Raw genomic sequence first — 12,724 nt, 5'->3', positions numbered from 1 at the left:
TGGCCATTCTCGGCACATGAGGTGGACCAATGGAGCAATCGCAATGGGCGGACCGCGGACAGCTGCTGCAGCTCGACAGCCCGGACAACGCAGCGCTGGGTAGCTGCGTCGGCGTCTCCCGTCTCGGCAGCGCTCAGCTGTCGGGCGCCAACTTCTCGATCTGGGTGCAACTGCGCGGCGCCTCCTGGGTCGAAGCCAAGGAAGGCAAGTTCCGGCTCAAGCGCGGCGACTGGATCGCGTTCGAGCGCGACTCCAAGCCGGTGCTGCAGGCCGACCGCCACGGTTTGTGCGTGGGCCTGAACCTGAGCGCCGACGCGCTCAAGGCGATGGCGCGCTTCGCCGACTGCGGCCTCTATGCCGGTCGCGGCCGCATGAGCCGGCGCGACGCCCGCGTGGTCCTGCGCCTGTGGCGCCAGGCCAGCGTGCGCGCCGCCGACACCGAGGCGCCGGCCGAGGTCACCTCGCTGCGGCCGATCCTGCTGCACCTGGCCGGCATCCAGCGCGAGCTGGCTTCGCGCATCCCGCGTTGCCCGGGCCGCTCGCGCAGCCGCAAGCGCCAGGTGTTCGGCCGCCTGCAGCGCGCGCGCCTGTACCTGGAAGGCAATTGCGATCGCGTCGTGCGCATCAGCGAACTCGCCGAGCTCACCAGTTTCTCCAGCTGGTACTTCTCCAAGACCTTCCACAGTCTCTACGAAGAGAGCCCGCAGGCCGCATCGGCGCGCATGCGTCTGGAACATGCGGCGGATCTGCTCAAGAGCACCACGATGATGATCGGCGAAGTCGCCGCGGCCAGCGGCTTCGACAACTGCTGCAGCTTCGCGCGTGCGTTCCGCGCGCGCTTCGGCGTGTCCGCCACGCGCTATCGCAGCGCCGCCGCCAGCAACGCGGGCTTGAGCTCGCGGGCCGACTCGGCAAAGTCTCGCGGCAGTGTGCGCAAAGCGGCGCTGGCCACCGCAATCTGATGCGGCGTCGGCGCGCATGCGTTGATCGCATGCCGCCGATTTTCCGGCGCGCCGCGACCACGCCCTACGTCCGTCGCGGCGCACTTTTTCGATAAGCACTTCGGCAGCGCGCGGGTTTCGCGTGCGCTTGCGCGTGTCCGCGCTGCGCTATCGCAACGACGTTGCGAACGATGCGGGCGTGAACTCGCGGACCGACTCGGCAAAGTCTCTCGGCCTCGCATGCAAAGCAGCGATGGCCATCGGAACGTAATTTTGCTGGGCGTTTTAACACGCCCATAACGATTACTGGAGAGAGATAGATGAACCATCGCAATTTGCGTCCCGTGGTGCGGCTCGGCTTGTTGCCGGCCGGCATCGCGATCGCACTGGTGCCGGCGTTCGCCAGCGCCCAGGAAGCCGATGCAGCTCCCGCCCAACAAGATGCTACGACCCTCGATCGCATCGCGACATCGAAACTTCGCAGCCGATCTTCACCCTGACCCGCGCCGAGATCGACAAGCAGGGCGTGACCTCGGTCGCCGACGTGCTGCAGCGCATCTCCAGCAACGGCGCCGCGCTGAACTCGACCTTCAACAACGGCGGCGACGGTTCCTCGGGCATCAGCCTGCGTAACCTCGGCTCCAGCCGTACCCTGGTCCTGGTCAACGGCCGCCGCTGGACCACCCAGCTCGACGGTTCGGTCGACCTCAACACCATCCCGGCCTCGATCATCGAGCGCGTGGAAGTGCTGAAGGACGGCGCGTCGACCATCTACGGTTCCGACGCCATCGCCGGCGTGGTCAACATCATCACCCGCCGCAACTTCGAAGGCGCCGAAGCCGGCGCGTACTTCGGCCAGTACAGCCAGCAGGACGGCGACCGTCAGGCGTACGACTTCACCATGGGCGTCAGCAACGATCGTTCCTCGATCCTGCTGGGCGCGTCCTACGTGAAGGAAGAGGCTGTCATGGCCGGCGCGCGCAAGATCTCGTCCGGCGGTCCCCCGTTCTTCGGCGGCCAGAGCGGCACCGGCTTCCCGGGCTCGTTCGTCGACAACCAGGGCACCGCGTCCAACACCGACGACGTGCGCTATGTCCTCGACGCGCAGGGCAACAAGGTTCCCTACAACTCGGCCGTGCACGGCTACAACACCGCGCCGGACAACTACCTGCTGACCCCGCAGGAGCGTACCTCGCTGTTCGCGCAGGGCACGTTCAACATCACCGACAACCTGACCTTCCGCACCGAGACGCTGTACAACCAGCGCATCTCCGAGCAGCTGCTCGCGGCCATGCCGGTCACCGGCCAGACCCTGAGCAAGGACAGCCTGTACGCGCCGGCCGAGTACAAGGGCGTGCGCGACCTGATCGGCGTCAACCGCCGCTTCCAGGAAACCGGTGGCCGTTCGTTCAACCAGGACGTCAAGAACTTCCATTTCTACGGCGGTCTGGAAGGCTTCTTCAGCGTCGGCGAGCGTCAGTTCGATTGGGACGCCGGCTACCGCTACGACAAGTCCGACGAGAACACCCTGACCTACGGTCTGTTCAACCTGGCCGCGCTGCGCAACGCCTACGGTCCGTCGGAAATGCGCGACGGCAAGGCCGTGTGCGTGTCCGCACCGGGCGGCGCCATCATCGCCGGCTGCGTGCCGATCAATCCGCTCGGCGGCCTGGGTTCGATCACCCCGGAAGGCCTGGCGTACACCGGCTTCACCGCGCACGATTCGGCCAAGGTCGAGTCCAAGAGCTACACGCTGAACCTCAGCGGCGACATCATCGACCTGCCGGCCGGCCCGCTGGGCTTCGCCGCGGGCTATGAGCACCGCACCGAGAGCGGCCAGTTCGATCCGGACGCGTTCATCGCCGCCGGCCTGAGCACCGGCAACGCGCGTTCGCCCACGGCCGGTTCGTACTCGCTGGACGAGTTCTACCTCGAAGTCGCCGTGCCGGTGCTGTCCGACCTGCCGTTCGCCAAGCTGCTCGACTTCTCGGTCGCCACGCGTTACTCGGACTTCAGCAACTTCGGCGACACGCTGAACAGCAAGTTCGGTTTCCGCTGGAAGCCGATCGACGACCTGCTGATCCGCGGCAACTGGTCGGAAGGCTTCCGCGCCCCGAGCATCAGCAACCTCTACGGCGGCAACACCGACTCGTTCGAGAGCTACATCGACCCGTGCTCCAGCCACTCGCCGCTGCGTGGCAACGCCCAGGTCGCGGCTCGCTGCGCCGCCGAAGGCGTGCCGGCGAACTTCGTCCAGCCGGGTAACGGCGCGTCGCGTCAGACGCTCGAAGCCTTCACCTGGACCTCGAACGACCAGCTGGCCCCGGAAACCTCGACCAGCAAGACCCTGGGCTTCGTCTACAGCCCGAGCTGGCTGCAGGGCTTCGACATCGCGGTCGACTGGTACAAGGTCAAGATCGAGAACGCGATCACCCGTCCGGAAGCGCAGTTCATCCTCGACAAGTGCTACGCCGGTACCGCGGGCGAGCAGGCTGCGTACTGCGGTCTGTACTCGCGCGGCGGCACCTCGGCCGGCAACCCGAACATCATCGACAAGCTCGAGATGCCGCTGCTCAACCTCGCTCAGTACGAGGTCGAGGGTTACGACGTGACCCTGAACTACCGTCTGCCGGAAACGGCGTACGGCAAGTTCTCGATCACCTGGGACACCAGCTACACCTCCAAGTGGATCGCCACCGCCACCAAGGATTCGACCCCGGAAGAGCGTCAGGGCCTGTACCTGCCGCAGGATCCGTACTGGCGGATCAAGTCCAATCTGTACCTGGATTGGACCAAGGGCGACTTCGGCGCGACCTGGGGCATGCGCTACAAGTCGGGCATCGACGAGGATTGCCCGTTCACGGGCGCCGACGCGCAGGCCTACTGCTCGGATCCGAACCGCGTGACCATCGACGGTCCGGCGCCGCGCAACCACCTGGGTGCGGTCACGTATCACGACATGCAGTTCCGCTACAACACGCCGTGGAACGCCACCGTCTCGGTCGGCGCGAACAACGTGTTCGACAAGGATCCGCCGCAGTCGCTGACCGCGCCGTACAACATGTTCGATCCGCAGTACGACGTGCCGGGCCGTTACTACTACCTGCAGTACCGTCAGCGCTTCTGATCGACGGTCCAGGCAGTAGGCAACATGCAGTACCGGGAGGCGGGCCATCGGCCCGCCTCCTTTTTTATGCGCGCCCGGGCATGGCGACGGCTTCGCGGTCCTGTGTACGATAGGGCGGTCGCAGGTCCGGATCGCACGATGAAACTGCAGGTGCCGTTCATCCAGTTGCCGCTGTCGTTCGACGCGGCGCGGCTGGCGTCGGAGATCGCCGCTCTGGGCGAGGCGCCGTGGCGCCCGCACCCGCAGGGCTTCGCCGGCAACTCGATGCTGCCGCTGGTCGCCGTCGACGGCGAGCCGGGCAACGAGGCCTTCGCCGGGCAGATGCGCCCGACCCCGGAACTGCAGCGCTGCCCCTATCTGACCCAGGTCTTCGCCAGCCTCGGCGCCACGGCCGGCCGCAGCCGCCTGATGCGCCTGTCCGGCCATGCCGAAGTCACCCGCCATGCCGACCAGGGCTATTACTGGGCCGAGCGCGTGCGCGTGCACGTGCCGATCGTGACCCAGCCGACCGTGCGCTTCGAATGCGGCGACGCCGCGATCAACATGGCCGCGGGCGAGTGCTGGATCTTCGACACCTGGCGCCAGCACCGGGTCATCAACGATGCGGTGCAGTCGCGCATCCATCTGGTCGTCGACACCGTCGGTGGCGGCGAGTTCTGGGACCTGGTCGGGCGCGGACGTCCGCACAACGTCGCCCCCGCGGGCTGGCCGCTGCGCGCGGTTGCGCCGCGCGCGGACGAGGTCGTGCGTTTCCCCTGCGAGACCGTCAACGTGCCCGTGGTGATGAGCCCCTGGGAGCTCAACGCCCACTTCGGCCTGTTGTTCGCCGACGCCGAGCCGCATCCGCAACTGCAGCAGGTGCGGCAGAGCGCGATGCGCTTCGCCCGCGCCTGGCAGGGCCTGTGGTTCGAATACGGCGAGCGCCCGGAAGGCCGCGCGCGCTACCGCGAGACCCTGCAGCGCTTCATCGACGAGGTCAAAGGACCCAGCCAGGGCATCCGCCTGCGCAACGAACTGCGCTGGTTCAACGCGATGATGACCATCGTCGCCAAGTTCGCGGTCGGCGGTGAAGCGCCGGCGGCGGGCAGCAATGCGGAACAGCAGCGGGCGGTGGGCGATAACGCCTGAATGCTTGTTTGGCCCCTCTCCCGCGAGAGCGGAGAGGTTGGGGTGAGGGCAGCGCGGCGCGTAGCTGCGACCTCGGCCGCTGCCCTCATCCGCCCTTCGGGCACCTTCTCCCGCGAGCGGGAGAAGGGACGGCAAGAGCCTCGCGTGCTTTAGCCCCTCTCCCTCAAACTGAAGACGGGACAACAAGATCTCCGCGCGCTTTAGCCCCTCTCCCGCGAGCGGGAGAGGGGTTGGGGTGAGGGCCGGTGCGCGACTGCAACTGCAACCCGGACCCTCATCCGGCGCTACGCGCCACCTTCTCCCCTGGCAGAAGGAAGATCAAAAGTTCGAATCCAAAAAACAAAGGCCGCCCTGGGGCGGCCTTCGTCGTGTCCGAGCGGCGCCGACGGCGCCCGCCTCAGAACTTGGGCTTGTCGCCTTCTTCGGTCGCGTTGTAGCGATCGATCGCTTCGAGCAGGATCTGCTTGGCCTCGGCGGCGTTGCCCCAGCCGTCCAGCTTGACCCACTTGCCCTTCTCGAGATCCTTGTAGTGCTCGAAGAAGTGGCCGATGCGGTCCAGCCAATGCTGGCTGACCTGGCCGATGTCGGCGATGTGGCTGTAGCCGGCGAAGACCTTGTCGATCGGCACCGCCAGCAGCTTCTCGTCGCCGCCGGCCTCGTCGGTCATTCGCAGCACACCGACCGGACGGCAACGGATCACCGAGCCCGGGATCAGCGGCAGCGGCAGCACCACCAGCACGTCGGCCGGGTCGCCGTCGCCGCAGAGGGTGTGCGGCACGTAGCCGTAGTTGCAGGGGTAACGCATCGGCGTCGACAGGATGCGGTCGACGAAGATCGCGCCGGAGGCCTTGTCGACCTCGTACTTGACCGGCTCGGCGTCCTTGGGGATTTCGATGATGACGTTGATCTCATCCGGCGGGTTCTTGCCGGTGGGGACGAGGTCCAGGCCCATGCGTAGCTCCGACTGCTGGTGGCCCGCCGGGGGACGGGCCGATGAAAGAGCGGGCATTCTACGCGGCTGGCTGCTGCGATGCAGCATGGGACGGTGGTGTGCGCTGCCCCGGGGTCGCCCGGGAGCTGCCGTCGGCGGGCCGCACACTTGCGTGGCGTGGCCCGAGTCCGAACGCCCGGGCTCGAACGCACGGGCCCGGCCGGCGCGGATCGCCTGGCGACGGGGGTCTGCGAGGCCGTCTTTCCACAGGACAGGGGCGACGGAGGAAAAGCCGGGCGAGCGGCCGCGCCGCGTGCGCCGCATGCCGGGCGCCTTGAGCGCGGGGCGTCGCCGGTGTCCAATCCACTCAGGAAAACGACCGCGATGCAGGGAATGAAAGAACGAACCGGATGTCGAGAAACCGCATTGCTGGCCGTCTTGTGGTTGGCCTGCATGCCCGTCGCGGCCAGGCCCGCCAGCGACGAAGCGCGCACCGCCGCGTACTTCGACCGTATCGCCGCCAGCCCGCCGCAACTGCGGATATTCCTGCAGGCCATGCCCAAGGGCGCCGACCTGCACAACCACGCCAGCGGTTCGGTCTATGCCGAGGACTTTCTGCGCTGGGCGGCGGAGCAGGACTATTGCATCGCCAGCGACAGCCATCGCATCGTGCGCCCGCCGTGCGTAGCGCCCGCGTCGGTGCCGGCGCGTGATCTGGCGAGCAAGGACTACGGCGCCTACAGCCGCGCCATCGACGCGTTGTCGATGCGCAATGCGAGCCTGCCGGATTTCGAGCGCTTCTTCGCCAGCTTCGACGGCTTCCGCGCCTTGTCCAGCGGCGACGGCAGCCGGTTGGTCGCGGCCGCACGCGAGCTGGCGGCCGACGACCGCGTCTCCTATCTGGAGCTGATGACGATGCCGCGCAGCGCGCAAGGCCTGCTGGACGCGGCCAAGGCCGGCGGACAGGACGGCAACGACTTCGGCGCCTTGGCCGCCGTACTGGCGCCCTTGCTGCCGGCCGCGATCGCCGAAGCGCGCGCGGAGCTGGACCGCTACGAGGCGACTCTCGCTGCGGCGCAGGGCTGCACGGGCGCCGCAGCGCAACCGGCCTGCACGGTCGAGGTGCGCTATCAGATTCCCGTGCCGCGCCATCGCCCGCCGGCGCAGGCCTTCGCCGCGATGGCGTTCGGCTTCGCCCTGGTCGAGGCCGATCCACGCTGGGTCGGCGTCAACATCGTCGGTCCCGAGCATCATCCGTTGGCGCAGCGCGACTATGCGCTGCATATGCGCATGTTCGCCTACCTCAAACAGCGCCATCCCACGGTGCCGCTGTCGCTGCACGCGGGCGAGCAGACCCTGGGCCTGGTCGCGCCGCGCGAACTGCGTTTCCATGTGCGCGACGCGGTGATGGTGGCCGGCGCCAAGCGCATCGGCCACGGCGTCGATATCGCCTACGAAAGCGACGCGCAGGCCTTGCTGCAGCGGATGGCGCGCGAGCGGATCGCGGTCGAGATCAACCTGAGCAGCAATGCCGCCATCCTGGGCGTGAAAGGCGCCGATCATCCTCTGCGGCTGTATCGCGAGGCGGGCGTGCCGGTGGTGCTGGCGAGCGACGACCAGGGCGTGCTGCGCAGCGACATGAGCAACGAGTACCTGCGCGCGGCGCAGGAGCATGGACTGCGCTACGCCGACCTCAAGCGGATCGCCCGCGACAGTATCGAGTATGCCTTCCTACCCGGCGCCAGCCTGTGGCAAGGCACGGTGGGCGGAGCCCGGGTCGCGGCCTGCGCCGCCGCGCTGTCGTCGCCGGACGCGGCCTGCGAGCGCTACCTGCAGGGCAGCGAGAAGGCGCGGATGCAATGGCGCCTGGAGCAACAGTTCGAGCGGTTCGAGCGCGAGCCACGCTGACGGATACGGCGCAGCAACGAGAACGGCGGCCGTAGCCGCCGTTCTCGTCGCCGGTAGCGGACGGCCGGATTACTCGACCACGACCTCGACCCGGCGCGCTTCCTTGGACGTGCCGTTGCCGGTGGTCTCGACCGGCTTGTCCATGCTGACGCGGTCGGCCGGCAGGCCCTGCGCGATCAGCCAGTCCCTGACCACCGAAGCGCGCTGCTTGGCCAGCTCTGCGTTGGCCGCGGGGTCGCCGCTGCGGTCGTGGAAGCCGGACACGCGCGCCTTCAGCGCCGGATCGCGTTGCAGGCGGTGATACACGTTCGACAGCGCGGTTTCGAACTCGGCCGGCAGCGCCGCCGAGTTGCTTTCGAAGTACAGCGTGGCGCGCGAATCCGGCGTCGCGGCGGCGGCGCCGGCGGCCGGCGCGACCGTCGCCGGGGCGCTCATCTCGGTCGGGGCCGCGTGCGCCGCCACCGCATCGGCTGCGCCGCTGCCGGCCGGCAGCAAGGGCACCAGCAACAGGGCGACGATGTTGATGATCTTGATCAGCGGATTGATCGCCGGGCCGGCGGTGTCCTTGTACGGATCGCCGACGGTGTCGCCGGTGACCGCGGCCTTGTGCGCCTCGGAGCCCTTGCCGCCGTGGTGGCCGTCCTCGATGTACTTCTTGGCGTTGTCCCAGGCGCCGCCGCCGGTGGTCATCGAGATCGCCACGAACAGGCCGGTCACGATGGTGCCGATCAGCAGGCCGCCCAGCGCCTTGGGCCCCAGCAGCAGGCCGATCACCACCGGCACTGCGACCGGCAGCAGCGAGGGCACGATCATTTCCTTGATCGCCGACTTGGTCAGCATGTCCACGGCGCGCGAGTAATCCGGCTTGCCGGTGCCTTGCATGATCCCGGGAATGTCGCGGAACTGGCGCCGGACCTCCTCCACCACCGCGCCGGCGGCGCGGCCGACGGCTTCCATCGCCATGGCGCCGAACAGGTAGGGGATCAGGCCGCCGATCAGCAGGCCGATGATCACGTAGTGGTCGGACAGGTCGAAGGAGAACACCGTGCCCGGATGCGCGGCCTGCAGGTTGTGGGTGTAGTCGGCGAACAGCACCAGCGCGGCCAGCGCGGCCGAGCCGATCGCATAGCCCTTGGTCACCGCCTTGGTGGTGTTGCCGACCGCGTCGAGCGGATCGGTCACCGCGCGCACTTCCGGCGGCAGTTCGGCCATCTCGGCGATGCCGCCGGCGTTGTCGGTGATCGGGCCGTAGGCGTCGAGGGCGACGATCATGCCCGCCATCGACAGCATCGAGGTCGCGGCGATGGCGATGCCGTACAGGCCGGCGAACGCGTGCGCGCCCCAGATCGCCAGGCACACCGCGATCACCGGCAGCGCGGTCGACTTCATCGACACGCCCAGGCCGGCGATGATGTTGGTGCCGTGACCGGTGGTCGAGGCCGCCGCGACGTGCTGCACCGGCTTGAACTGAGTGCCGGTGTAGTACTCGGTGATCCACACGATCACGCCGGTCAGGACCAGGCCGATCAGCGCGCACCAGTACAGGTTCATCGCGCCGTAGGACGAGTCGGCCATCAGCTGGGTGGTGATCGGGTAGAACGCGACCGCCGCCAGCACCGCCGACACGATCACGCCCTTGTACAGCGCGCCCATGATCGAGCCGCCGGCCTTCACCTTGACGAAGAACGCACCGATGATCGAGGCGACGATCGACACGCCGCCCAGCACCAGCGGGTACAGCACCGCATGGGTGCCGGCCTGGGCCATCATCAGCCCGCCCAGCAGCATGGTCGCGATCACCGTGACCGCGTAGGTTTCGAACAGGTCCGCGGCCATGCCGGCGCAGTCGCCGACGTTGTCGCCGACGTTGTCGGCGATCACCGCCGGGTTGCGCGGGTCGTCCTCGGGGATGCCGGCTTCGACCTTGCCCACCAGGTCGGCGCCGACGTCGGCGCCCTTGGTGAAGATGCCGCCGCCCAGTCGGGCGAAGATCGAGATCAGCGACGAGCCGAACGCCAGGCCGACCAGCGCGTGCAGGGCCGCTTCGCCGGTGATGCCCATCTTGCCCAGCGCCAGCCAGTAGCCGGCCACGCCGAGCAGGCCCAGGCCGACCACCAGCATGCCGGTGATCGCGCCGCCGCGGAAGGCGACGTCCATGGCCGGGCCGATGCCCTTGCGCGCGGCTTCGGCGGTGCGCACGTTGGCGCGCACCGACACGTTCATGCCGATGTAGCCGGCCGCGCCGGACAGCACCGCGCCGATCAGGAAGCCGATCGCGGTAGGCCAGTTCAGGAAGATGCCGATGACCACGAACAGCACCGCGCCGGCGATGCCGATGGTGCTGTACTGGCGGTTGAGGTAGGCGCGCGCGCCTTCCTGGATCGCGCCGGCGATCTCCTGCATGCGTTCGTTGCCGGCGGGTTGCGCGCTGATCCAGCGCGCGGAAATGATCCCGTACAGGATCGCGATGACGGCGCAAGCCAGCGCCAAGGTCAAACCGTACTGCTCCAGCATGAACCCCTCCCCAGAGTGGACATCAGGACAACAACGGGATTGCCTAGTTTTAAGGTCGCGAGCCGGAGTTCCGGCGCGGCAACGCTGGGACTATCGCACAGGCCCCGGGCCTGTGAAACCTCGTGAAACCAGGGTTCAGCCCGAGCGTGCCAGCCTGCGACCCCAGTCACGTAACGATGGAGCCGTTCATGCGCATCGCCGTCGCCCTGTTCGCCGTCGCCCTGTCGCTGCCGGCCCTGGCCGCCGATCCGACGCCGGAAATCCAGCGCCCCGCCGCGCAGCCGCAGGCGGTGGGCGCGGTCCATACCCTGCGCCAGATCCCCGAGGCCTGCGCGCGTATCGAAGGCCAATTCACCGGCCAGGCCGCGCAGCCGTACAAGTTCGCCGTGGTCCGCACCAGCCCCAATTGCCAGGCGCGGGCGCGTTTCGTCGACGCGGCCAAGGCCCAGCCCTCGCTGGCCGCGGGCTGGAAGTTCAACGATCTGATCCGTGTCCCCAACGCGGCCTGCCCGTCGCAGCAGGCGGTGGTGCGGGTGTGGCGCAAGCCGGCCGACGTGGCGCCGCCCAAGCTCGATGCGCAGGGTCAGGCGCGCCTGTACCTGAGCGACGAGAAGGCCAAGGCCGCGGCCAGGCAGCTCGCGGCGATCCCGATGTTCGCCGCGGCGATGTCGGTCGAGGGCAAGGCCTGCGGCGGTTGAGGCGCGCCGCGCGCCGATCGCATCACGCGACGGGCGCCGCTGCGGCGCCCGTCGCGATCGGTGAGGCTTACTTGGCGAGCTTGAGCTTGTCGGCCAGGGCGTTGAACGCCGCCGCGTCGGTCGGCGACAGGTTCGGACGGCCGGCCACGATGCCCATGCCCAGCGTGCCCTGCACGTAGTAGGTTTCGCCGGCCTCGATTTCCATGGTCAGCACGTCCTTGGTCTCGCCGTGGACGCGGTACTCGTGCGTGCCCGGATCGGCCACGTGGACGAAGTACTTGCCGCTGCGCAGCTTGCCCAGCTCGGTCTCGCCCTCGCGCACCTTGAAGCCGACCGCGGCGCCCACGAACTTGGACGGACGGAAGAACACGATCTGGCCCTTGCCCTGGGGCGGCACGCCGATCGTGCCGGCGGCCTGCGCGTCGGTGGCGTCGTCCGACGCTTCGGCGGCGGCGGCGGTCGCGGCCGGCTGGGCGACGTCCTGGGCCAGCACGGCGCCGGAGAACATCAGGCCGAGGGCGAGTGCGGAAACACGGAACTTCAGGTTCATCTAAGGACTACTCCTTGGGTGGTTGAACGACGTCGGTCGTGGCGGCCGACGACGGAGAAACGGGGAGGGCGGCGGTCGCGGCGACCGTGCCGGCGACGGGCAGATCCAGGTCCTGGGCGAGCTTGGCGTGCAGAGCGGTGTCGGCCGGGATCTCGATCTCGCGCCCGCGCACGAACATCGCGAACGGGCCGATCAGGAAGGCCGCGCCCATCGCGCCGTTGATCTGGTCGCGTCCGCTTTGCCCCACCGACAGGCCGCGCAAGGGGATCTGGCGGCCGTTGAATTCCAGATAGCGGCCGGCGATCAGCAGCTCGCCCGGATGACCGCCGCCGCGCGAACGCGCGCCGTGCACCACTTCGCCGACGGCGGGCGTGCCGGCCGGGATCGGGTCCGCGCCCTCGACCGCCAGCGGCTGGCTCAGACGCAGCGCGAAGCGGTCGCCGCGCTTGTGGCGCGCGGAGGACAGGCTTCCGCCGAGTTGCAGTTCGACCACGCTGCCCGCCGCGAGCCGGCAGCAGGGCGCGGGCGCGGCGGCGAGGCTGGCGTCGGCGGCGGCCGGCGCAGCGACGGGCTGCGCCGTCGGCGCGGGAGTCGTGGTGGGGAGCGGTGCGGCGGCGGCACCCTGCGCCTGCGCGACAGGAACGACGAGCAAAGCCGCGAGCGCGGCTGCGAGCTTGAACATGAGCGACGCCCCCCTGAGCGTGGCCGCACATTAGCCAAGGCTCCGATTTCAGGCAAGCGCCGCGCGCGGGCCTACGCGCCTGCGCGGACCGGGTCTGCATCGATCGCGGCGCGGCGGTGGCACCGCAAGCCGGGCCGACATTGCCGATGCGCGTGAGGCGCCGAGCCAATAGCCGCAAGGGCTGGGCGTCGGCGGGGGAGCGGATGGGTCGCTACTTGGGCAGCGCCAAAACGAGGCATGGAATA

General features: G+C 68.8%; 10 protein-coding genes and 1 pseudogene. 6 read left to right on the top strand and 5 right to left on the bottom strand.

Features of this window, described 5'->3' with window-relative positions:
* The first annotated feature begins 29 nt into the window (after positions 1 to 29).
* The 4 genes from ASD78_RS07995 (at position 30) to ASD78_RS07985 (ending at position 5,196) form a co-directional block, all read left to right on the top strand.
* Entirely contained in the window at positions 30 to 962 is a 933-nt protein-coding gene (locus ASD78_RS07995; protein ID WP_056100028.1) for a helix-turn-helix domain-containing protein, read from the top strand.
* 299 nt (positions 963 to 1,261) lie between these two features.
* Positions 1,262 to 1,441, top strand: a complete 180-nt coding sequence (locus ASD78_RS21790) for a hypothetical protein (protein WP_343123535.1) — start codon at positions 1,262 to 1,264, stop codon at positions 1,439 to 1,441.
* 26 nt (positions 1,442 to 1,467) lie between these two features.
* Positions 1,468 to 4,068: a TonB-dependent receptor gene (locus ASD78_RS07990; RefSeq protein ID WP_343123534.1), complete on the top strand. Its 2,601-nt coding sequence runs from the start codon at positions 1,468 to 1,470 to the stop codon at positions 4,066 to 4,068.
* Between the two features lie 138 nt (positions 4,069 to 4,206).
* A complete protein-coding gene (locus ASD78_RS07985; protein WP_056100025.1) occupies positions 4,207 to 5,196 on the top strand; it encodes an aspartyl/asparaginyl beta-hydroxylase domain-containing protein in 990 nt (329 codons plus the stop codon).
* A gap of 397 nt (positions 5,197 to 5,593) precedes the next feature.
* Here the strand turns inward: ASD78_RS07985 and ppa are convergent, their stop codons facing one another.
* Positions 5,594 to 6,148 (bottom strand): inorganic diphosphatase, encoded by a 555-nt coding sequence (gene ppa / locus ASD78_RS07980; RefSeq protein ID WP_055902112.1) that lies wholly within the window; start codon positions 6,146 to 6,148, stop codon positions 5,594 to 5,596.
* Between the two features lie 372 nt (positions 6,149 to 6,520).
* On the opposite strand from ppa, the gene ASD78_RS07975 reads away from it, so the two are divergent.
* Positions 6,521 to 8,035, top strand: a complete 1,515-nt coding sequence (locus tag ASD78_RS07975; RefSeq protein WP_056100023.1) for an adenosine deaminase — start codon at positions 6,521 to 6,523, stop codon at positions 8,033 to 8,035.
* A gap of 69 nt (positions 8,036 to 8,104) precedes the next feature.
* Here the strand turns inward: ASD78_RS07975 and ASD78_RS21495 are convergent, their stop codons facing one another.
* Complete coding sequence (locus ASD78_RS21495) at positions 8,105 to 8,470, bottom strand: OmpA family protein (RefSeq protein WP_235566479.1); 366 nt, start codon at positions 8,468 to 8,470, stop codon at positions 8,105 to 8,107.
* A 54-nt stretch (positions 8,471 to 8,524) separates the two neighbouring features.
* A pseudogene (locus tag ASD78_RS07970) lies at positions 8,525 to 10,549 on the bottom strand (sodium-translocating pyrophosphatase); the annotation flags it as partial.
* Positions 10,550 to 10,737: 188 nt separating this feature from the next.
* Here ASD78_RS07970 and ASD78_RS07965 point away from each other — a divergent pair.
* Positions 10,738 to 11,247, top strand: coding sequence for a hypothetical protein (locus tag ASD78_RS07965; protein WP_156087652.1), 510 nt, complete (start codon positions 10,738 to 10,740; stop codon positions 11,245 to 11,247).
* A gap of 67 nt (positions 11,248 to 11,314) precedes the next feature.
* Here the strand turns inward: ASD78_RS07965 and ASD78_RS07960 are convergent, their stop codons facing one another.
* Entirely contained in the window at positions 11,315 to 11,797 is a 483-nt protein-coding gene (locus ASD78_RS07960) for a DUF2846 domain-containing protein (RefSeq protein WP_056100013.1), read from the bottom strand.
* A 7-nt stretch (positions 11,798 to 11,804) separates the two neighbouring features.
* On the bottom strand, positions 11,805 to 12,479 hold the full coding sequence (locus ASD78_RS07955) for a hypothetical protein (RefSeq protein ID WP_056100010.1): 675 nt from the start codon (positions 12,477 to 12,479) through the stop codon (positions 11,805 to 11,807).
* Positions 12,480 to 12,724 lie beyond the last annotated feature (245 nt).

The sequence above is a fragment of the Lysobacter sp. Root667 genome, from assembly GCF_001427715.1.
GTDB lineage: Bacteria > Pseudomonadota > Gammaproteobacteria > Xanthomonadales > Xanthomonadaceae > Lysobacter.
Note: the sequence above shows the minus strand (reverse complement) of the source record. Positions and strands in the feature narration are given on the sequence as shown.